The following is a 21,053-nucleotide window of genomic DNA, read 5'->3' as shown; positions in this document are numbered from 1 at the left end:
CAGCCCGAGCGAGAGGCAGACTCGATGAGCGCGACGACGCAGCAGACCACCCAGCATGCGGCCGTGGACCTCGGCGCCTCCAGCGGGCGCGTGGTCCTGGGCCGGGTGGGTCCGGACACGCTGCAGCTGACGGAGGTGTCCCGCTTCTCCAACGGGCCGGTGCACCTGCCCGACGGGCTGCGGTGGGACCTCATCGGCCTGTTCGACCACGCCCTGACGGGGCTGGGCGGGGCGGTCCGTGCCGCGGACGACGACGGCGGCCTCGCCTCGGTGGGCATCGACTGCTGGGCGGTGGACTACGGTCTGCTGGCCCGCGCCGCCGGCGACGGCGGCCTGGCTCTGCTGGGCGCCCCGTTCCACTACCGGGACGAGCGCACCGCCGCCGGTGTGGAGGCGGTGCACCGGCGGGTCCCCTTCGCCGAGCTGTACCGGCGCAACGGTCTGCAGTTCCTCCCGTTCAACACCCTCTACCAGCTGGCCGCCGACGAGCTGCTGGCCGGGCCGGCGGGTGCGGCCGTGGAGCGCGCCCTGCTGGTGCCCGACCTGCTGGGCCAGTGGCTCACCGGCGAGGCGACGGCGGAGGCCACCAACGCCTCCACCACCGGGCTGGTCAACGTGGAGACCCAGGACTGGGACCATGAGCTGATCGGGACCCTCGGGCTGCCCGCCGGGCTGTTCCCGGACATCGCCGCACCCGGCACCACGCTGGGGGAGACTCGTGACCAGCTGGCCCCGTTCCTGGGCGGGCAGCGGCTGCCGGTCACCCTGGTGGGATCCCATGACACCGCCAGCGCGATCGTCGGCACCCCACTGTCCTCCCCGCACGCCGCCTACATCTCCTGCGGCACCTGGGGGCTGGTGGGGCTCGAGCTCGACCAGGCCGTGGTCACCGAAGCCAGCCGGGAGGCGAACTTCACCAATGAGGGAGGCGTGGACGGCCGCTTCCGCTTCCTCACCAACGTGATGGGCACCTGGCTGCTCTCCGAGACCCTGCGCACCTGGGAGCGTCAGACCGGCCGGACCCAGGACCTGGGGGCGCTGCTGGAGGCCGCGGAACAGGTGCCCGCCGCCGACGTCGTGATCATCGACGTCCAGGACGAACGCTTCGTCGCCCCCGGAGACATGCCCGCCCGGATCGCGGACTGGTGCACCGAGCACGACCAGCCGACCCCCGGCTCCGAGCCCGCCCTGGTGCGCTGCATCGTGGAGTCCATCGCGACAGGCTTCGCCCGCGCTCTCGACGACGCCGCTCGACTGGCCGAAAGGACGGTCGACGTCGTGCACATGGTCGGCGGAGGCTCGCTGAACGCCCTGCTGTGCCAGGCCACCGCGGACCGCAGCGGGCTCGACGTCGTCGCCGGCCCGGTGGAGGCCACCGCCATCGGCAACCTGCTCATCCAGGCGCGCACCGCCGGGACGCTCAGCGGTGAGCTGGAGGACCTGCGCGAGCTGATCACCCGCAGCCACTCGCCGACCACGTACCGTCCGCAAGTGTGACGAACCCCCTCAGCAGCTGGATGTACCGTGATGCGCAGCAGCATCACCTCACGAAGAAGGAGCCCCATGGTTGAGCGTCGTCTCCCCAAGCCCCGTGACCTTGCGCCGCTGATGCAGTTCAAGAAGGTCGACTTCAACGCGAGCCGTCGTCGGCTGAACGCGGCGCTGACCATCGAGGATCTGCGCCGGATCGCGAAGCGGCGGACCCCGAAGGCCGCCTTCGACTACACCGACGGCGCTGCCGAGGGCGAGTTCTCCATGCACCGGGCCCGACAGGCCTTCGAAGACGTGCAGTTCAACCCCTCGATCCTGCGGAACGTCGCCGAGGTGGACACCTCCACCACCATCTTCGGAGGGCCCTCCGCTCAGCCCTTCGGCATCGCCCCGACGGGCTTCACCCGGCTCATGCAGACCGAGGGGGAGACCGCCGGGGCCTCGGCCGCCGGGGCGGCGGGAATCCCGTTCACGCTCTCCACGCTGGGGACCACCTCCATCGAAGACGTGAAGAAGGCCAACCCGCACGGTCGGAACTGGTTCCAGCTGTACGTGATGAAGCAGCGGGAGATCTCCTACGGCCTGGTGGAGCGCGCCGCGGCCGCCGGATTCGACACCCTGTTCTTCACCGTGGACACCCCGGTGGCCGGGGCCCGGCTGCGGGACAAGCGCAACGGGTTCTCCATCCCGCCGCAGCTGAGCCTGGGCACCGTGATCAACGCGATCCCGCGGCCGTGGTGGTGGATCGACTTCCTGACCACCCCGCCGCTGGAGTTCGCCTCGCTGTCCTCCACCGGGGGGACCGTCGGCGAGCTGCTGGACTCCGCCATGGACCCGTCCATCAGCTTCGAGGACCTGGCGATCATCCGGGAGCTGTTCCCCGGGAAGATCGTCGTCAAGGGCGTCCAGAACGTGGAGGACGCCAAGACCCTGGCGGATCTGGGCGTCGACGGCGTCGTGCTCTCCAACCACGGAGGCCGCCAGCTGGACCGGGCGCCGATCCCGTTCCACCTGCTGCCTGAGGTGGTCCGCGAGGTCGGAGACGACCTCGCGGTCACCATGGACACCGGCATCATGAACGGCGCCGACGTCGTCGCCGCCCTGGCCATGGGGGCGAAGTTCACCTTCGTGGGGCGGGCCTACCTGTACGGCCTCATGGCCGGCGGCCGCGCCGGCGTGGACCGGACCATCGAGATCCTCAGTGAGCAGGTGGAGCGGACCATGCGGCTGCTGGAGGTCTCCACGGTCGAAGAGCTTGAGCCGAAGCACGTCACTCAGCTGCAGCGCCTGGTGCCGCGGGAGGCGTCGACGGTCAGGACGCCGAGCCGTGGGCGGCCATCGTCAGCAGGCTGAACAGCGTCATGGTGATGACCGCCAGGATGAGGATGCCGACGACGATCTCGCTCCACGCCACCACGACAACCCAGCGGAGGCGCTCGCCGCCCAGGCGGCGGGTCCTGCGCACCAGGATCAGCGCCATCGGCCCCAGAAGCATCGGCAGCAGCACCAGCCCAACCAGGACGGTCACGATGGCGCGGTCCGCCGCCCGCTGAGCGGTGGTGAAGCGGTGCACCGGAGGGGCTGGCGGTGCGAGCGCGCTGTGCTGCGGCGAGCAGGTCATGGAGCTACCCTCCTCACAGTCCGCCGGTGGCCAGGATGACGAGCCCCAGCACCACCGGGATCAGCGTCAGCACACCGATCGCCAGGGATATCCACCCGAGCACCAGGCCGGGCAGAGCGCGGTGGCCGTTCCGCCGCGCCCGGACGGCGAATCCGATGGCGACCGGCCCCAGCACGATGTGCAGGAAGAACAGCCCCACGATGCCCAGCGCCAGGGAGACCGACGCATCACGCTCGGCATTCTGAGTCTGCGGGTTCGGCGGCGGAGGCATGGGCGGTCCGGCCGGTGGAGGGGCGGGCAGCGCTCCCTGCGGAGGGGCGGGCATCGGGATCTGACCTGGAGTCACATGCGGTGGCTGGCTCATGCCTCCACGGTAGCCAGATCCGAGGGGCCTAGCAGGCCCCCACCGGCAGCCTGTGGAAAACGCGACTGGGGAGGGCCTGGAGGGAAGGCCCAGAGATCAGCGCCCCGCGTCGGAGGGTTCCCGCGAGGGCTCCTCGCCGGGCGCCGCCAGCAGGTCAGGACGACGGCGCCATCGCCGTGCCGCAGCGGCCCGGGCTCGGCGTGGACCTGGACCGGAATCGCCTGGAGGAGGCCCATGAGCTCTACCTGCGGGAAGGGCTCGGTGCCCGCGACGACGCGGTGGCCATGCAGTATCTCGTCCCGGGCTGGGAGTTCGATCCCAAGCGTCCCTGCCTGCTGCGCTGACCTACCTGCGGACCTTCCTGCTGAGCTGACCTGCAGAGGTGGCGCGCTGTAGGGTGCGGGTGGATGCTCCGCCGCCGGCGGGCACGGCCAGCGAAGGAGGGTGAGTGGAGGGCGTTCTCCTCGGTTTCAGCGTGGTGGCGGTGCTCGTGCTCATCGGCGCCGGCACGGTGGCGATCGCCCCGCAGAAGGCCCGCTCTGCGCAGCGCGGGGTCACGCCGCTGGTCTACTACATCACCAACCCGTGCCTGATGGTGGTGCTGGTCTCCCAGACGGATGTCCGCATGGTGGCCGGACTGTACGCGCCGCTGGCGCTCGGCATCGCCGGGATCACCGCCGTCGTCTTCTCCGCCTATGGCCTGCTGGCGCTGCGACGACGCCGGCGTCGGCCGGTGCCCGCCAGCGCCCGTGACGTTGGCGCGTCGGGTGCCGCCACCGGTGCCGACGTCGCGGTGGGAGCGATGGCCTCCTGCTACGTCAACGCCGGCAACATCGGGGTGCCGATCGCGCTCTACATGGTGGGCACCACCGCTCCGGTGGTCTCGGTGCTGCTGGCCCAGCTGCTGGTGTTCGCCCCGCTGTTCCTCACGCTCTTCGGGCTGCTCGGGCGTTCCGGCGGGCCCTCCCGCGCACGGACCATCCTGGGCTCCATGCTGAACCCCGTCACGGTGGGGGTGCTGATCGGAGCGGTCCTCTCCCTGCTGGACCGGCGGCCGCCCGAGGTGATCTGGGAGCCGGTCCGCATGCTGGGGGAGGCCTCCATCCCGCTGATGCTGCTGATCTTCGGCATGGCGCTGTGGCAGGAGCGGCCCTTCGCGGTGCGGGAGCACCGCGTCGACGCCGTGGTGGGCACGGTGTGCAAGGTGGTGGTCATGCCGGTGGTCGCATGGGCGCTCGCCGGCCCGGTCTTCGGGCTGACCGGTGCCGAGCTGCTGGGAGTAGTGGCGATGGCGGCGCTGCCCACCGCACAGAACGTGTTCGTCTTCGGCCTTCACCACGGGATGCCGGTCACCGTGGCCAAGGACGTCACCTTCGCCAGCTCGCTGCTGAGCCTGCCGGTGGTGCTGCTGGCGGCCTGGCTGCTCGGGATGTCCTAGAGTTCAGGATCTCCTGGCGCTCGGGACACCTCAGATCAGGCCCAGCGTCTGGGGGATGACCCACAGGGTGAGCAGGGACAGGATGACGATGCTGACCCAGCTCCAGATCACCACGAACCGTCCGGGGCGGTACCGGGCCGGGATGAACTTCACCGCCACATAGAGGTTCACGGCGAACAGCACGGGGCTGATCGCGAAGGAGACCGCGCCGGCGGCGGGCACCAGCATCGCGGGGTTGGGGAACAGCGTCAGGGCGATGATCGCGCACACCACCATCACGCCCATCATCACGCGCATCAGGGTCTGTTGGGTCCACCACGGGCGGTCGGCGTGCGGCGCCACCAGCTCGGTCAGGCAGGCGGCGAAGGTCCGGGGGAACCCGTCGAAGATGATCAGCACGGTGGAGAACAGTGCGGCGGAGGCTCCGGCGATGAAGATCGGGAACATCCACACGCCCACCGTGTCGGTGAAGATGTGGGAGATGGCGAGGATGGTGCCCGCACCTTCCGGCTTGTCCTCGCGGGCGAAGAGGATCATCGCCCCCAGCACCAGGTACATGGTCGCGATGATCCAGGACACGATGTGCCCGATCCGGAAGTCGTAGAGCGCGGCCTTGAACCAGGCATCGGCGTAGGGGCGGACCTCAGCGGGGGTGTGCTCCACCGCCTGCGGCCCGAAGACCTCCCGGACGCGCACCATGCCGCGGCGCTTGCTCGTCATCCACAGCGAGGCCCACACGCCGACGCTCAGATCTGTGGGCATCCAACCCATGAGCCCGGCGACGAGCAGCGCGGACCCAGCGGGGATGGCCGGCAGCAGCAGGTGACCCCAGGCCTCGCCCTGGACTCCGCCGACCACGAAGGCGACGACGGTGCCGATCACCAGCACGATGGCCAGCACCTTGTTGACCCATTCCAGGCCCCGGTACTTCCCGGCCAGGAGGAGTCCCACGGCCAGCAGAGACAGCACCACGCCGTACGCCAGCAGGGATCCGACGCCGAAGCTCGCCCACAGCACGGCCGCCGCGGCCGCGACGATCGCCCCGACGGCGGTGCAGCCGATGACGATCGTGGCTGCCAGCACGGCCCAGACCGCCCACTTCTTCGGCCCCGGGATGCGGGTGTAGGCGGAGAGGATGGACTCGCCGGTGGCGGCGGTGTACCGCATGGCCAGCTCGAAGCCCTGCCATTTGAACAGGAACGCCACCGGCAGGACCCACAGGAGCGCGAACTCGAAGTGCGCACCGGCCAGCGGTGCGGTGACCAGGTGGCTGGTCCCCACGCCGGCCATGGCCACCAGCAGGCCGGGTCCGAGGAAGCGCAGGATGCGCAGGCCCCGGACATCGGGATGCTGCTCCATCTCACGGCGATCGGCGGCGGCGTCCTGGCTCATGGTTCGGGTCTCCCTCATCCCTGGGTGCGGCGGTCCTGCCCGCATGACCCTCTCATGATATGTGAGGCAGGCCACATGCCACTGGTCCGGGGGTCAGCCCCTGCGGCGGCGCAGCTCCTCCACCATCTGCGGCACGACCTCGAACAGGTCGCCCACCACGCCGAAATCGGCGATCTCGAACACCGGGGCGTCCTCGTCCTTGTTGATCGCCACGATCGTCTGGGCGGTCTGCATGCCGGCGCGCTGCTGGATCGCCCCGGAGATGCCGGCGGATATGTAGAGCTGCGGGGACACCGTCACGCCGGTCTGGCCCACCTGGGCGGCGTGGTCGATCCACCCGGCGTCGGTGGCCGCACGGGAGGCGCCGATCGCCGCACCCAGCTCATCGGCCAGCTCCTCCAGCGGGCTGAAGTTCCCGTCCACCCCGCGGCCGCCGGCGACGACGACGCGCGCCTCCGTCAGGGCCGGACGTTCCGAGACCTCGAGCGGAGTGCGCTGAAGGACCTCGACGCCGCCGGAGGCGGCGGCACCCTCGGCGAGGGAGGGGCCCACCGGCAGTGCGACCACCTCGGGGGCCTGGCCCGCGACGACGGCGGCCTCCACCGAGTTCGGCTTCACCGTGGCCACCAGGGGGCGGTCCTCGGCCACCTGGGCGGTGGTCGTGTAGGAGCCGGCCAGTACGGACTTCGTGACGCGGCGCTCGGAGTCGATGCCCACGGCGTCGGTGATGATCCCGGTGTCCAGGCGGACCGCCAGGCGCGCGAGCGCGTCGGTGGCGTCCGGTGTGTCCGGGGCGAGGACCGCCGAGGCGGCGGTCTCCTGCACCGCGGTCTCCAGCAGGTCCACCAGGGCGGGGTCCGGGGTGAGGATCTCCGCATCTCCGGTGTAGACGGTCTGCACGCCCTCGACGGCGACCGCGTTGGCGGCGCGGTCACCCGGGGTCCCGGTGACCACATGGACCTCGCCGAGAGTGGCGGCCAGGGTCAGCAGCTCCTGCTGGGCGGAGGAGAGCCGCTCGTCCAGCGACTCGAAGAACACCAGGGCAACACTCACAGCACACGCTCCTTCGCCAGGAACTCCACGATTTTCACGCCGGCATCACCCTCATCGGTGATGATCTCGCCGGCGGTGCGCGGCGGACGTGCCGCCGCGGTCAGCACGGTGGCCTTCGAGGCCACCGCGGAAGCGTCCAGCCCGACGTCGGCCAGGCTCCAGGAGGTCAGCGGCTTCTTCTTCGCCGCCATGATCGCCTTGAAGTTCGGGTACCGGGGCTCATTGGCCTGGTCGGTCACGGAGACCACGGCCGGCAGGGCGGCCGCGAGCCGCTGCTGCTCCGTGGCGGAGGCGCGGGTGACCACCAGCCGGTCCTCCTCCAGTGCCACGGCGGTGGCCTGGGTGACCAGGTTCAGCCCGAGTCGTTCGGCCAGCTGCGGCGGCACTGCACCGGACTCGCCGTCCTCGGAGGCCATGCCCGTGATGACCAGGTGCTCGCCCTCGGCATCGCCGTCGGCCAGGACATGCTCGATCGCGGCGGCCAGAGCGGAGGAGGTGGCGGCCACGTCGGCGCCGGTCAGCGCGTCGTCGCTGAGGTGGAAGGCGTCGTCGGCGCCGATCTGCAGGGCCTTCTTCGCGGCGGTGGCCGCTCCGGCGGGCCCGATGGTCAGAGCCGAGACCCGCACGTCGCGAGAGGCGGCCTCCTTGATCTGCAGGGCGGCCTCGAGCGGGTACTCGTCCAGCTCACCCAGGATGCCCTCCGAGCGGTCGATGCGTCGCTCCTCGGTGAACCGGCGCTCCAGCTGAGCGTCCGGCACCCATTTGACCAGGGTGATGATGTGCAGGGGGGTTCCAGCTGCCGATTCAGGCATGGGGCTGACCTCGCCTCACTCTCCGTGCGATTCCGAACAGATCCGATGGTGCGGGAGTGGGGCTCCCGCCAGCAGGCATCCCAGCCATGGTGCCACGAAACGCGTCCGGAGGTGAGGTGCGCGACTTCAGGTGTCATGGTCAGGCGTCATGGTCAGACGTCATGGTGCGATAGGGGGTCTGGGAGGCGTCAGCTCGACGCCGCCTGCAGGGGGATCCGGGGTGAGCGCGCCGCCCACCAGGTCCCCAGCAGGGCGGTCACCGACCCGGCCAGGCCGATCGCGGCCAGCACGACGAGCTGGAACTGCGCGGCCTCGACAGGCGAGGCGCCGCCGAAGAGTGCGCCGACGAAGGCCCCGGGCAGGGTGACCAGTCCGGTGTTCTTCGTCTGGTCGAGGTTCGGGAGCAGGGCCTCCCGCACCGCTTCCCGGCGCATCTGGGTCGTGGCCTGGGCCGGTCGCGCCCCCAAGGACAGCCAGGCCTCCACCTCTCCGGAGCGCTGCTGCAGGCTGGAGGCGAACCGTCGCATCGCGAGCGTGGAGGCCGTCATGCAGTTGCCGATGGTGATGCCGGCGATGGCGATGATCTTCTCCGTCTCCCACGCGACCAGGCCCAGCAGCAGCACGACCGCCACGGTCATGGTGCCGCCGATCAGCACGCCGAGGACGGCTCCTGCGGGGCCGCGGGGGAGCTCCTTCGCCCGTCGGAAGGAGGTGGCCGAGGCGGTGGAGAGCATGAGCAGGATGAACAGCACCACGGTCCAGGGAGCGGTGAGCACCCCCTGCAGCAGCAGGGCGATGAGCGTGAGTTGGGCGGCCGCCCGCACCAGCGCCACCAGCGGCAGTGCGCCGAGGCGGATGCCGGAGCGGCGCAGCAGCACCACGGTGGCGGCACCCATCACGGCGATGCCCAGCCCGTACTGGGCCCAGTCGCGGAGGGAGCCGACCGCCAGGTCGGCGGCCCAGGTGTCGCCCAGGCTCAGCGGTGCCGCCATCGCGTCACCGCTGCAGGTCCAGGTGGGCGGCGACTTCCTCGAGATGCTCGGCCATGAGGCGGCGGGCCTCGTCGGCGTCGTGCCGGCGGATGGCCTCGTAGATCCGGCGGTGCGCCTCCACCGCGGTCCTCAGCTTCTCGTCGGGCAGGTGCAGGCCTGCCTCTGAGGGCGTCATCCAGTCGTGGGTGACGTTCAGCAGTCGGGTGAGCATCGGATTGTGGGTCAGCTTCGCGATCTCACTGTGGAAGGCCATGTCCAGCTGGAAGAGCAGCGGCACGGAAGGGTCCGGTCGGGCGAGCTCCTCCTCGGCCTGCTCCACACGGTGGAGGAGCCCGGGCAGCTCCGAGTCCAGTGCCCGGTCGGCCGCACGCTCCGCCATCGGGGGCTCGACCACGGCGCGGAGGTCCATGACCTCCCGGAGCACGCGGTGGGAGGTCTCCATGGAGCCGAGCATCCCGGCGTGCAGGTCCGGACGCCGGACGGCGCGCACCACTGTGCCGCGGCCGCGCGTCCTGGTGATCAGCCCCCGCAGCTCCAGGTCCCGCAGGGCTTCCCGCACGGTGGTGCGGGAGACCTCCGCCGACTCCGCCAGGGCACGCTCGTTGGGCAGCTTGTCGCCGGCCTTGAGCTCGCCGTCCTCGATCATGCTGATCAGGCGTCGGCTGAGCTGTTCGGCGACGGTGACCGAGCTGATGGAGAGTCCGTCGAGTTCGCGCATGGGTCCTCCGCTCCGTGGCCGGTCGTCTGCCGGCCGCGCTCCGTGCCTCCCCAGTATGGCGGATGCGTCTCTGGCGACCCGTGAATCGTCCACCGGTGGACCGGTGGTCCGACCAAGTGTCCATACCGTGGCATGGACAGGACGGGGCAGTCAACGCCCAGAGGGCCTACCAATCGTTGATTTTTCGCGAAACTCTTGACATCCATGTGATGTGGAGCACAGACTCAGGACTCATGAGATTTGGTCCGACCAAGTGACCTGATACTCACTCGCGCTGTCCAATCCGCTCCCTGAAACGGTGGTGTCACGACCCATGAAGAAATCACTCGCCCTGCTGTCCCTGGTCGCCCTGGTGGGCTGCTCCGAGGTCCAGGAGATCGGAGAGCAGGAGGTCGACGCGCGTGAGGGGGAGTCGTCCGTTCCGCTGGCCGCCGACGAGGCCGTCGAGGGCGGCGACCTCGTCATGGCCCTGTCCCAGGAGCCGGACGCACTCGACCCCACCACGGCCCGCACCCGGGCCGGGCGCATGGTCTTCGAGTCCATGTGCGAGAAGCTCTACGACATCGACGCCGAGGGCGAGATCATCCCGATGCTCGCCACCGAGTTGCCGGACTACTCCGAGGACGAGACCGTGCTGCGGGTCCCGCTGCGCGAGGACGCCGTCTTCTCCGACGGCACCCCCATGGACGCCGAAGCGGTCAGGACCAGCCTGGAGCGGCACCTGGAGCACCCCACCTCCGCGCGCAGCTCGGACATGGGCCCGATCGAGGAGATTCGCGTGGTCGACGACCATGAGATCGAGATCGAGCTGGCCGAGCCCTTTGCGCCCCTGGTGGCGACGCTGTCCGACCGCGCCGGGATGATCATGTCTCCTCAGGCGCTCGATGAGCTCGGGGACGACTTCGCCCAGGCGCCCAGCTGCGTGGGGCCCTTCGCGCTGGTGGAGCGGGTGCCGCAGACCCGCATCGACGTCGTCGCCGACCCCCACTACTACGGGGCCGACGAGGTCCACCTGGACTCCATCACCTACGTGATCATGCCTGACCACAACATCCGGGCCGCCAACCTGCGTTCTCGGGATGTGCACCTCACCGACACCGTCTCGCCCCAGGAGTTCGACGCGCTCGTCGACGACGCCACCGGTGAGGTCAACGGCCTCGTCCTGGACTCCCTGGGATTCCAGGGGCTGACGCTGAACATCGGCAATGTGGACGGCACCGGCCAGCCGCCCGGTGAGATCGACACCGTGGTGGCCCAGGAGCCCGCCGTGCGCGAGGCGCTCTCGCTGGCCATCGACCGGGACTCCCTCGTCGACGTCGTGTTCAACAACTGGTACGTCTCCACCTGCACGCCGATGTCACCGATCAGCACGTTCGCCGACGAGCGGGCCACCGACTGCCCCGAGCACGACCCGGACCGCGCGATGGAGCTCCTGGAGGACGCGGGGGTGGACATCCCCGTGGAGATCGACCTCACCGTGCGCAACGACCAGGACTCCCTGCGTTACGCTCAGGCCCTGCAGGCCTCCGTGGAGGACGCGGGCTTCGAGTTCACCATCCGGCCCATGGAGTGGACCGCCCTGCTCGATGCCCAGGACCGCGGCGACTTCGACGCGATCCTCGTGGGCTGGGGCGGGATGATCGACCCGCACAACAACCTGCACAACTACTTCTCCACCGGTGCCGGCAACAACTACTCGGGGCTCTCCGACCCGGAGATCGACGAGTACCTCGACGAGGCCGCCCGCACCGTGGACCACGACGAGCGCGTCGAGCTCTACGGGCAGGCGGTGGAACGGGCCGGCGAGCTGAACAACATCATCGTCACCTACCGGCTGAGCAACCTGGGTGCGGCCCACGAATCCATCGCCGGCGTCTGGTTCTCCCCGGACGGCATCCTGCGGGTCTCCGGTGCGGCGTTCGTCGACACCGAGGCGGCCGAAGAGGAGATCGACATCGACGAGCTCGACCTCGGCGACGACTGAGGGCCGCCGTCACGATGACCAAGAGCCGCTTCTTCCTGACCCGACTCGTCCAGTCCCTGATCACACTGCTGATCTCCGCCGTCGTCATCTTCCTGGGAATCCGGGCACTGCCCGGTGACCCGGCGCGGGCGATGGCCGGCGATGAGGCCGGCCCGGCCGAGATCGCCGCGATCCGGGCCGACCTCGGACTGGACCGCCCGCTCGTGGAGCAGTTCCTCATCTTCCTGAAGAACGTCGTCACCCTGAACCTCGGGGAGTCGACCCGCACCGGGCAGGAGGTGACCTCCATGATCTCCCAGACGCTGCCGGTGACGCTCTGGCTGGCGCTCTACGCCGTGTTCCTGGCGACCGTCGGCGGCATCATCCTCGGGATGATCGCCGAACGGCACCGGGGACGGTTCCCGGAGTTCCTCAGCAACGGGATCGCCCTGCTGGGGCTCTCCCTGCCGAGCTTCTGGCTCGGCCTGCTGGGGATCATGCTCTTCGCGATCACCCTCGGATGGTTCCCGGCATCCGGGTACGTCCCTATGGGCGTCAACCCCTTGGCGGCGCTGTACCACCTCACGATGCCGGCGATCGTGCTGGCCACCGCGCTGGCCGCCGTGGTGACCCGCCAGACACGGGCGTCCATGATCGAGACGATGGGCACCGACTACGTCCGATTCGCCAAGGCCAAGGGGCTGTCCCAGCCGCGGGTGCTGTTCAAGTACGGGCTGCGCAACGCGCTCATCGCCCTGGTGACCATCACCGGACTCCAACTGGGCGCGCTGCTCTCCGGGGCGGTCGTCACGGAGCAGATCTTCGTCCTGCCCGGCATCGGGAGCCTCACCCTGGACGCCATCCTGGCTCGAGACTTCCCGGTGATCCAGGCCGTCGTGCTGGTCGTGACGGTGCTCTACGTGGTGATCAACCTTCTGGTGGACATCCTCTACACCGTCATCAATCCCCGAGTCCGGGTCAGTGCCTGAGGAGGACGTGCCCATGTATCAGACCACAGCCGCCGCGGCCGCGGCGGAGACGAGCCGCAGTCCCTTCATCCGGGGCCTCCAGCAGCTGGCCCGGAACAAGCTGGGGGTGATCGGAGGTCTCCTGCTGCTGCTCGCCGTCATCGCCGCCGTCGGCGCCCCCTGGATCGCCCCGCATCACTTCGCCGCGGTCAACTTCCAGATCCCGTTCCAGACCCCAGGCACCGCCGGCTATCCGCTGGGCACCGACGACCTGGGCCGGGACGTGCTCTCACGGCTGCTCTACGGCGTCCGCACTTCCCTGTGGATCGGGCTGCTCTCGGTCGCCGTCGCCGTGGGCGTCGGGACCCCGCTGGGGCTGCTGGCCGGGTACTCCCGGGTGGCCGACGCCGTCGTCTCGCGACTCACCGACGTCGCCCTGGCCTTCCCGTTCCTCATCATCGCGGTCGGCCTGGCGGCCATCCGCGGGCCGAGTCTGGAGAACGCGGCCATCGCGCTGGGCATCGCGAACATCCCGATCATCGTGCGAGTGGTCCGCGGGGAGGCGCTGCGGATCTCCGGGCTGGAGTTCGTCCAGGCCGCCCGCGCCATGAACATCTCGCAGGCGAGGATCCTGTTCCAGCACCTGCTGCCCAATGCGTCCTCGGTGATCATCGTCCAGGCCACGGTGATCATCCCGGTGGCGATCATCGGTGAGGCGATGCTCTCCTTCCTGGGGCTGGGGATCCAGCCGCCCGAGCCGTCGCTGGGCATCATGCTCGCCGACGCCCAGGAGTACATCTACCGCTCACCCTGGGCGGCCGTCTGGCCGGGTCTGACGATCATCGTCATGTGCCTGGGCTTCAACATGTTCGGCGACGCCCTGCGCGACGCCCTCGACCCCAACGCGAGGTGACCCGATGACGACCACGGCACACGAGACGGACAGCTCGCCCATCAGGCCGGACCCGCTGATCACGGTGCGGGACCTCCGCGTCGCCTACGACGGGCAGGACGCGGTGCGAGGAGCCAGCTTCGCGGTGGCCCCCGGGCGCTCGCTGGCGATCGTGGGCGGCTCCGGATCGGGCAAGTCCACCACCGTCAAGGCGCTGCTGGGCCTGCTCCCGGAGAACGCCCGCGTCGTCGGCGGGGAGGTCGACTACACCGGCGAGCGTCTGGCGGACCTCTCCGAGGGCACTCTGCGCCACTATCGGGGAGCACGCATCGGGCTGGTGCCGCAGGACCCCATGGCGAGCCTGAACCCCTCGATGCGCATCGGTGACCAGATCTGTGACGCGCTGAAGCAGTACGGCATCCGATCCAAGGAGGATCGGCGGCGTCGGGCCCTGCAGCTCATGGACGACGCCGGGATCCCTGAGCCGGCGCGCCGGTTCCGGCAGTATCCGCACGAGTTCTCGGGAGGGATGAGGCAACGGATCCTCATCGCGATCGCGCTCTCCGGCGATCCGGAGCTGCTGATCGCCGACGAGCCGACCTCGGCCCTGGACGTCACCGTGCAGAAGCGCATCCTGGATCACCTGGACACGCTCGCCGAGGACAGGGGTCTGACCCGGATCCTGGTGACCCATGACCTCGGCGTGGCCGCCGATCGGGCCGACGAGGTCGTGGTGATGTCTGACGGTGAGGTCGTCGAGCAGGGCACCCCGAGGGGGATCCTCCGCGCGCCGAGCCACCCGTACTCGCAGCGGCTCGTGGACGCCGCCCCGCGGCTGGACGCCCACCGGCGCCGGGAGGAGGCGCCGCGGGAGGACGACGGGGGCCCCAGCTTCCTGAGCATCCGCGGTCTGGTGAAGGACTTCAAGATCCGGGGCTTCAAGGAGCCGTTGCGGGCCGTCGACGACGTCAGCTTCGACATCAGGAAGGGCACCACCACAGCGGTGATCGGAGAGTCCGGGTCCGGGAAGTCGACGGTCGCCAAGATCACCCTCGGGCTCGAGAAGGCCACGAGCGGTGAGGCGCGGGTGGGCGCACGCGCCATCCGGCCGGAGTCCCGCGATGACATCCGCTACCTGCGGAGCCTGACCCAGCCCGTGTTCCAGGATCCCTTCTCCTCGCTGAATCCGTACTGGAGCGTGGTGGGGCTCATCGCGGAGTCGCTCGTCCCGCGACGCGACCTCGGACGCGCGGAGAAGCGGCGCAGAGTCCGGGAGTGCCTCGATCACGTCGCGCTGCCGCAGTCCGCCCTGGGAAAGTATCCTGGGGAGCTCTCCGGCGGGCAGCGGCAGCGCGTGGCGATCGCCAGGGCGCTGGTCGCCGAGCCCGAGCTGCTGGTGTGCGACGAGGCCGTCTCGGCCCTCGACGTGCTCGTGCAGAAACAGATCCTGGACCTGCTGCGCGGCCTGCAGGCCGAGATCGGCGTGAGCTGCCTGTTCATCACCCACGACCTCGGCGTCACCTCGGAGATCGCGGACGAGGTCGTGGTCCTGCGGCGGGGCCGCGTGGTGGAGGCGGGACCCGTGGGGCAGATCATCGACGCCCCGCAGGATGAGTACACGACTGCTCTGCTGGAGGCCGTCCCAGGACGGGGCCTCTGAGGCCTCCTCGGTCTTCGGGGCGGGCGGCACAGAGCTGACATCAGTGACGCGCCACCCGGCGCTGACACATGACACGACGAAAGGTGAGGAATGAAACGCATCGGAACGCGGGAGATCGCCGGGGCCAGAGCGGCGGAGGCCGTCGCCACAGAGGATCTGATCTTCTTCTCGGGGATCACGGCGAAGGACACGTCCCTGAGCGCGGCGGATCAGACCAGCTGGTGTCTGCAGCGCCTGGACCAGCTGCTGGAACAGTTGGGCGAGGATCAGGGCTCCGTGCTGATGATCCACATCTGGCTCAGCGACATGCGCTACTTCGGGGCGATGAACAAGGCCTGGAACCACTGGATCGACAAGGAGAACCCGCCGGCGCGCACCTGTGTCTCCGGGGAGCTGCACCGGCCCGACATCCTGGTGGAGGTCGTCGCCACTGCAGCGCGCACGGCTGGGACGGAGGGCCGATGAGCATCACCAAGGCCGGACGTGTCACCGCCCCGGGGGCGCCGGGGATCCACCTGGCCTCCGCCCATGGCGGTCTGGCCTCGGCCTGCCTGACCGCGCCGGACAAGTCCCTGGACGTCGAAGGCCAGAGTCGGCAGATCCTCGAGACGATCGATGACCTGCTCGCCGAGGTGGGAGGTGACCCCCGCCAGATCGTCATGGCGCAGGTGTGGCTGCTGAGCATCGACGACGCCGAGGACTTCGCACGCGCCTGGAACGACTGGCTCGGGGACCGGCCGGTCCCGGCGCTGTCTGTGGTGCAGGCGTCGGCGGCCAGCCGGTCCTCCCAGGTCGAGATCCGGGCCTACGCGGCGACCGTCGAGTAAGTCCGAGAATCTTGGCGCGGCGCTGTCGAATGCGTCACACAGCGGGCGTACGGTGGGACGAGCCTGACGCCAGGCCACCTGCCGTACGCCCGTCTGATCGTTCCTCAGGAGAACCATGCCCCGTCCGGACGCCCCTGTCTCCAGCTTCACCCTCGGCCCTGCGCTGCTGTTCTGCCCCGGCAGTCGCCCCGACCGCTTCGGCAAGGCCGCCGAGCGCGCGGATGCCGTCATCGTGGACCTGGAGGACGCGGTCACCACTGCGGAGAAGCCCGCTGCCCGTGCCGCCGCCGTCACAGCCATCACCGGTGGGGACGATGACGTCCCCGCCCTCGATCCCGCCGTCACCGTGGTCCGTCTCAACGGCGTCTCCTTCGGGGAGCTCGACGCCGACCTGACCGCCCTGGAAGGAAGCCCGGTGCGGCACGTGGTGGTCGCCAAAGCCGACGACCTCGGCGTGCTCGACCACGTCGCCGCCGCCCTGCCCGAGGCGCGGCTGATCCCCCAGATCGAAAGCCCCATCGGCGTGCTCAACGCCCCCGCGCTGGCCTCCCACCCCGCCGTCGAGGCCCTGTTCTGGGGCACCGAGGACATGACCGCCGGACTCGGCGGGACCACCGCCCGCACTGCCGACGGAGCCTACCGGTCGGTGATCCGGCACATCCGCCACAGCGTGCTCATCGCCGCCGGGGCCGCCGGCGTCCCCGCCCTCGACGCCATCAACACCGGCATCCGGGATCTGCCGCGGCTGGCCGCCGAGGCGGAGGACGCCTGCGCCAGCGGCTTCGTGGCCAAAGCCTGCGTCCACCCGCATCAGGTGGAGACCGTGCGCCGCGCCTACACCCCGGACGCCGGGGAGGTGGAGTGGGCCAAGGCCCTGCTGGTGGCCCTGCGCCAGGAGGCCGGCGCCGACGCCGACCCCCTCACCGTCGGCGCGTTCAGCTTCCGTGGGCAGATGGTCGACGCCCCGGTGGCGCTGCAGGCGCAGCGGATCATGGCGCGATACGACGCCACCCGCGTGCACCAGCCCGGAGAATGAGAGAATCAGCGGGCGAGCCCAGCGCCTTTGCCCAGCGATCATGCCCAGATCTGCCGATGACCTCCTGATCTGAAAGGACCCCCATGTTCCCCGGCTTCTACGAGGAGATCCACGAGGAGTTCCGCGAGGTGGTGCGTGAGTTCGTCACCCGCGAGGTGGCCCCGCACTACCGGCGCTGGGACGCTGAGCACATGATGGACCGAGCCGTCTGGGAGGCGGCCGCGGAGAACGGGCTGCTCGGCCTCGCCGTGGGGGAGGACCACGGCGGCATGGGACTGGATGACTACCGCTTCCGCATGGTCATCGATGAGGAGCTCGCCCGGGTCGACGCCCTCGGCCTCGCGCTCGCGCTGCACCTCCACGACGACTGGGTGCTGCCCGCCCTGCTGCGCTTCGGCACGCCGGAGCAGCACGAGACCTGGCTCCCGCGCTTCATGGACTCCCGCTTCATCGCTTCCGTGGCGTTCACCGAGCCCGGAGCCGGCTCCGACCTGCGCGGTGTGCGCACCAAGGCCGTCCGCGATGGTGCGGACTGGGTGCTCGACGGGCAGAAGACCTTCATCGGCAACGGCATCTCCGGCGACGGCGCCCTGGTGCTGGCCCGCACCGACGGATCCGACGTCAAGCAGCGCGGAGGGGCGGGCTCGTTCAGTCTGTTTCTGGTGGAGAAGGCCGACAATCCCGGCTACCAGGTGGGCGGCCAGCTGGACAAGATGGGGCTGAAGGCCTCCGACACCGCCGAGCTGTTCTTCTCCGGGGTCCGGGTCCCCGCGGCGAACCTCATCGGTGAGGAGGGGCAGGGCCTGCAGATCGCCAAGGCGATCCTGCCGCAGGGGCGGCTGGCGGTGGCCACCTCCGCCGCCGTCGTCGCCGCGGAGGTGCTGCGCCAGACGCTGACCTACGTCCAGGAGCGCCAGGCCTTCGACCGCCCGGTGGCCGAGTATCAGAACACCCGGTTCCGCCTGGCGGAGCTGCAGGTCTCCCTGGAGGCCACCCAACGCTACGTGGCCGCCGCCGTGGAGCAGTTCAACGCCGGTGAGCTCGACGTCGTCGCGGCCTCCAAGGCCAAGATGTGGGCGACCGAGCGGGCCAAGGAGAGCATCGACGCCTGCCTGCAGCTGCACGGCGGCTACGGCTACATCCTCGAGTACCCGGTGGCGCAGGCCTACCTGGCGGTGCGTCTGATGACCATCTTCGGCGGCAGCTCCGAGATCCTGCGGGAGACCGTGGCCGGGGACCTGCTGGACTGAGCCCTCGGTCGGCGGTCTCCCGCCGTCTCAGGCTCGGGTGACCTCGGTCGGCGCCTCGAAGCGCAGGACCGCCGCGACGCCGTCCGGCAGCTCGGCTCGTGTCACCGCGGCCTCGGCGTCCACGCGTGCCGCTGCGGCGATCAGCTCGTCCTCCTCCGGTGCGGACCGGTCCGCCTGGAGCAGCAGGGTGTCCACGCCGCCCATCTCGGCGGCCAGGCGGACGGCGGCGGCGCCCTCCGCCACGCGGTTCTCCGCGCGGGCCTGTTCGAAACGTGAGGTCTGATCCTGGGATCGGCCCGCGGCGAGCCGCCGGGTGATCAGGAGCAGGTCCTCGGCCAGCGCCTCCTCGGCGGCCTCGTCGCCGATCCCTCCGCGTTCGGCGACGTGGGTGATGCTCTTCAGGGAAGCGGGGAGCTCTTCGGCCAGGGCGGTGCGCCCCTGGACCTCTCCGGCCAGCACGACGGCGTCGGGGCGCCATCGTGCCGCCAGGCTCTCCAGCCGCTCGGCCACGCTGCGGGCGTTCTGCGTGACGACCTCGTCGGCCCGACGCTGGATCTGCCGGTGGGACAGAGCGCCCTCGCGCGGCTTGTGGACCGAGCCGTCACCGGCACCCTCGACCTGCTGTTCGGCATCAGGCTCGGTGCTCAGGCCCTCGGCCACAGTCACGCGGCGCAGCGTCGCGCCCTCCTGGTCGGCCAGGGCCACCAGCAGCACGGCCGATCCGGCGCGCTCCCGGACATAGTCACCCACGGCGGGAGCGTCGCCGACATGGGCCGCATCGCCCTGCCCCCGGGTCGCGTCCCAGGGCTCGTCGAGCAGGACGGTGTCGGCGTCGGCGACCAGCACCCTCCCCTCGGTGTGGATCTGGGTGGGATCCGTCTCGCCGCCGACCAGCGCGGCGTCCAGGGCTTCCAGCGCCTCGGCGGGAGCCCCGGCCTCCTCCAGGCGGCTCCGCAGGGCGTCCCAGCGCAGCCGCAGCTGGTGCTCGGCGTCCTCGGAGGGGGAGCTGCCCTGCAGGCAGACGGTGCTGAAGGGCGGGGTGTGGTCGATCAGTTGGGCGATCGGGGTGAGCTGCATCGTGAGTTCCTCCTCGTCCTCTCCACGAACCATGTCGAACCATGCCGAATCATGCCGGGCTGAGTCGATCGCGCGACCTCAGCCTCGGCGGTGTCCCCTCCGCGCCTCACCGGTGCATGCGTCCCGCCTTTCGAGGCTACCCATGCCCGGCGGGGTTGCGTCCAGGCCGACGTGCCCGCCCCGACTCTTAAGTCTTACAGTGATGCATAAATGGTCGTAGGATGAGGGGAACTGCCTGTGTGCCTCGCCCCGGGGTGCCGCCCTGAGTCCCTCGACGAACGGAATCCGTCATGACCACCACCCCCGCCCGGCCCGCCGCCGGCATCTCCGGCTCGAATCCCGCCGCCGTCCTGCATGCCGTCCACGATGTGCGCATCGAGGACCGCTCCGTGCCCCAGCCGGCGCCTCACGAAGTCCTCGTGGAGATCGGCGCGGTCGGGATCTGCGGCTCCGACGTCCACTACTACGAGCACGGCCGCATCGGGGACTTCGTGCTCACCAGTCCCATGGTCATCGGTCACGAGTCGGCTGGGCGTGTGGTCGGTGTGGGTGAGGACGTCGACCCCGGGAGAGTGGGTGAGCTCGTCGCCCTGGAGCCCGGCATCCCCTGCAAGGCCTGTGAGCAGTGTCGCCAGGGGCGCTACAACCTGTGCCCTGACGTGCAGTTCTTCGCCACTCCGCCGGTGGACGGCTCCATCGCCCGCTTCGTCACCCTGGACGCCGCCTTCGCCCACCCCGCCCCGGAGAACCTCGACGCCGAGCAGGCCGCCATGGCCGAGCCGGTCTCAGTGGGGGTCTGGGCCTGCCGCAAGGCCGGGGTCAGCGTCGGCGACCGTGTGCTCATCACCGGGGCGGGCCCCGTGGGACTCTTCGCCGCCCAGGCCGCACGGGCCTTCGGGGCGCGCAGCGTCACGCTCACCGACCTCAACCCGCACCGCCTCGCCGTCGCCGACGACCTCGGCTTCCAGACCGTGCCCGGCGGCGCGGAGCTCGAGGCCGAGTACGACGTGCTCTTCGAGTGCTCCGGCGCCGCTCCGGCCTTCGCCGCCGGGGTGCGCGCTCTCGCCCGCGCCGGTCGTGCGGTGGTCGTCGGCATGGGCGCTGAGACCCTGCCGCTGGAGGTCTTCGCCCTGCAGGGTCGTGAACTCACCATCAGCGGAGTGTTCCGCTACGCCAACTGCTATCCGGCCGCCCTGGAGCTGATCTCCCGGGAGGCGGTGGATGTCCGGCTGGTGATCACCCACCGTTTCGGGCTCGAGCAGACCGAGGAGGCGCTGACCCTGGCCGGCCGCGACCCCCAGGCGCTCAAGGCCGTGGTGCTGCCAGGGAGCTGACGCGTTCCTTGCGCTCGGGGTGCCCGTTGAGGAGTCACTTTTCCATGTATCTCCGTCGTCATGAAGCGGGCGGATTCTATGAGTCGTTGCACCAGCTGATGGTCAGCTGGTGAGGATGATGTCTCTCATCTTCTCAGCTGGGGTGGCCCACTGAAGTGTCTTACG

The 21,053-nt window shown here is 70.3% G+C and carries 20 protein-coding genes and 1 pseudogene; 13 read left to right on the top strand and 8 right to left on the bottom strand.

The window, feature by feature from the left end; all coding sequences use genetic code 11:
• Positions 1-24 precede the first annotated feature (24 nt).
• Both ABD658_RS14650 and ABD658_RS14645 read left to right on the top strand, forming a co-directional pair.
• Positions 25-1,497: a rhamnulokinase gene (locus ABD658_RS14650; protein WP_344684832.1), complete on the top strand. Its 1,473-nt coding sequence runs from the start codon at positions 25-27 to the stop codon at positions 1,495-1,497.
• Positions 1,498-1,563: 66 nt separating this feature from the next.
• The gene (locus ABD658_RS14645; protein WP_344684834.1) at positions 1,564-2,844 is read left to right on the top strand and encodes an alpha-hydroxy acid oxidase; all 1,281 of its coding nucleotides are present in this window, start codon (positions 1,564-1,566) and stop codon (positions 2,842-2,844) included.
• Here the strand turns inward: ABD658_RS14645 and ABD658_RS14640 are convergent.
• Together ABD658_RS14640 and ABD658_RS14635 are read right to left on the bottom strand one after the other, a co-directional pair.
• Positions 2,804-3,112, bottom strand: a complete 309-nt coding sequence (locus ABD658_RS14640) for a hypothetical protein (protein WP_344684836.1) — start codon at positions 3,110-3,112, stop codon at positions 2,804-2,806. The two genes, ABD658_RS14645 and ABD658_RS14640, sit on opposite strands and share 41 nt — an antisense overlap.
• Before the next feature lie 13 nt (positions 3,113-3,125).
• Entirely contained in the window at positions 3,126-3,476 is a 351-nt protein-coding gene (locus ABD658_RS14635) for a hypothetical protein (RefSeq protein WP_344684838.1), read from the bottom strand.
• A 164-nt stretch (positions 3,477-3,640) separates the two neighbouring features.
• Here ABD658_RS14635 and gudD point away from each other — a divergent pair.
• Both gudD and ABD658_RS14625 read left to right on the top strand, forming a co-directional pair.
• A pseudogene (gene gudD / locus ABD658_RS14630) lies at positions 3,641-3,820 on the top strand (glucarate dehydratase); the annotation flags it as partial.
• Positions 3,821-3,924: 104 nt separating this feature from the next.
• The gene (locus ABD658_RS14625; RefSeq protein WP_344684842.1) at positions 3,925-4,914 is read left to right on the top strand and encodes an AEC family transporter; all 990 of its coding nucleotides are present in this window, start codon (positions 3,925-3,927) and stop codon (positions 4,912-4,914) included.
• Positions 4,915-4,944: 30 nt separating this feature from the next.
• On the opposite strand, the gene ABD658_RS14620 is transcribed toward ABD658_RS14625, so the two are convergent.
• The 5 genes from ABD658_RS14620 to ABD658_RS14600 form a co-directional block, all read right to left on the bottom strand.
• Complete coding sequence (locus ABD658_RS14620) at positions 4,945-6,306, bottom strand: Nramp family divalent metal transporter (RefSeq protein WP_344684844.1); 1,362 nt, start codon at positions 6,304-6,306, stop codon at positions 4,945-4,947.
• Positions 6,307-6,399: 93 nt separating this feature from the next.
• Positions 6,400-7,359: an electron transfer flavoprotein subunit alpha/FixB family protein gene (locus ABD658_RS14615; RefSeq protein ID WP_344684846.1), complete on the bottom strand. Its 960-nt coding sequence runs from the start codon at positions 7,357-7,359 to the stop codon at positions 6,400-6,402.
• Positions 7,356-8,171, bottom strand: a complete 816-nt coding sequence (locus ABD658_RS14610) for an electron transfer flavoprotein subunit beta/FixA family protein (protein WP_344684849.1) — start codon at positions 8,169-8,171, stop codon at positions 7,356-7,358. Before ABD658_RS14610 ends, ABD658_RS14615 begins: the two co-directional genes overlap by 4 nt.
• A gap of 188 nt (positions 8,172-8,359) precedes the next feature.
• Positions 8,360-9,163, bottom strand: coding sequence for an ABC transporter permease (locus tag ABD658_RS14605; protein WP_344684851.1), 804 nt, complete (start codon positions 9,161-9,163; stop codon positions 8,360-8,362).
• A 4-nt stretch (positions 9,164-9,167) separates the two neighbouring features.
• Positions 9,168-9,881: a FadR/GntR family transcriptional regulator gene (locus ABD658_RS14600; protein WP_070159092.1), complete on the bottom strand. Its 714-nt coding sequence runs from the start codon at positions 9,879-9,881 to the stop codon at positions 9,168-9,170.
• A 313-nt stretch (positions 9,882-10,194) separates the two neighbouring features.
• Between ABD658_RS14600 and ABD658_RS14595 the strand changes: the two genes are divergently transcribed.
• From ABD658_RS14595 to ABD658_RS14560, 8 genes are all read left to right on the top strand, one after another.
• Positions 10,195-11,865 (top strand): ABC transporter substrate-binding protein, encoded by a 1,671-nt coding sequence (locus ABD658_RS14595; RefSeq protein ID WP_344684854.1) that lies wholly within the window; start codon positions 10,195-10,197, stop codon positions 11,863-11,865.
• Positions 11,866-11,879: 14 nt separating this feature from the next.
• A complete protein-coding gene (locus tag ABD658_RS14590; protein WP_070159090.1) occupies positions 11,880-12,833 on the top strand; it encodes an ABC transporter permease in 954 nt (317 codons plus the stop codon).
• A 13-nt stretch (positions 12,834-12,846) separates the two neighbouring features.
• Positions 12,847-13,725, top strand: coding sequence for an ABC transporter permease (locus tag ABD658_RS14585; RefSeq protein WP_344684857.1), 879 nt, complete (start codon positions 12,847-12,849; stop codon positions 13,723-13,725).
• A 4-nt stretch (positions 13,726-13,729) separates the two neighbouring features.
• A complete protein-coding gene (locus tag ABD658_RS14580; RefSeq protein WP_344684859.1) occupies positions 13,730-15,364 on the top strand; it encodes a dipeptide ABC transporter ATP-binding protein in 1,635 nt (544 codons plus the stop codon).
• A gap of 90 nt (positions 15,365-15,454) precedes the next feature.
• A complete protein-coding gene (locus ABD658_RS14575; protein WP_344684861.1) occupies positions 15,455-15,829 on the top strand; it encodes a RidA family protein in 375 nt (124 codons plus the stop codon).
• Entirely contained in the window at positions 15,826-16,191 is a 366-nt protein-coding gene (locus tag ABD658_RS14570; RefSeq protein WP_344684863.1) for a Rid family hydrolase, read from the top strand. The genes ABD658_RS14575 and ABD658_RS14570 overlap by 4 nt, the downstream gene beginning before the upstream one ends.
• A gap of 115 nt (positions 16,192-16,306) precedes the next feature.
• Complete coding sequence (locus ABD658_RS14565; protein WP_344684865.1) at positions 16,307-17,227, top strand: HpcH/HpaI aldolase/citrate lyase family protein; 921 nt, start codon at positions 16,307-16,309, stop codon at positions 17,225-17,227.
• An 83-nt stretch (positions 17,228-17,310) separates the two neighbouring features.
• On the top strand, positions 17,311-18,477 hold the full coding sequence (locus ABD658_RS14560; RefSeq protein WP_344684867.1) for an acyl-CoA dehydrogenase family protein: 1,167 nt from the start codon (positions 17,311-17,313) through the stop codon (positions 18,475-18,477).
• Positions 18,478-18,504: 27 nt separating this feature from the next.
• On the opposite strand, the gene ABD658_RS14555 is transcribed toward ABD658_RS14560, so the two are convergent.
• Positions 18,505-19,554 carry a baeRF2 domain-containing protein gene (locus ABD658_RS14555; RefSeq protein WP_344684869.1) on the bottom strand — a complete coding sequence of 350 codons (1,050 nt, stop codon included), beginning with the start codon at positions 19,552-19,554 and terminating at the stop codon, positions 18,505-18,507.
• Between the two features lie 290 nt (positions 19,555-19,844).
• Between ABD658_RS14555 and ABD658_RS14550 the strand changes: the two genes are divergently transcribed.
• Positions 19,845-20,888 carry an NAD(P)-dependent alcohol dehydrogenase gene (locus ABD658_RS14550; RefSeq protein WP_344684871.1) on the top strand — a complete coding sequence of 348 codons (1,044 nt, stop codon included), beginning with the start codon at positions 19,845-19,847 and terminating at the stop codon, positions 20,886-20,888.
• Positions 20,889-21,053 lie beyond the last annotated feature (165 nt).

The organism is Nesterenkonia aethiopica (assembly GCF_039534665.1).
Lineage (GTDB): Bacteria > Actinomycetota > Actinomycetes > Actinomycetales > Micrococcaceae > Nesterenkonia > Nesterenkonia aethiopica.
Note: the sequence above shows the minus strand (reverse complement) of the source record. Positions and strands in the feature narration are given on the sequence as shown.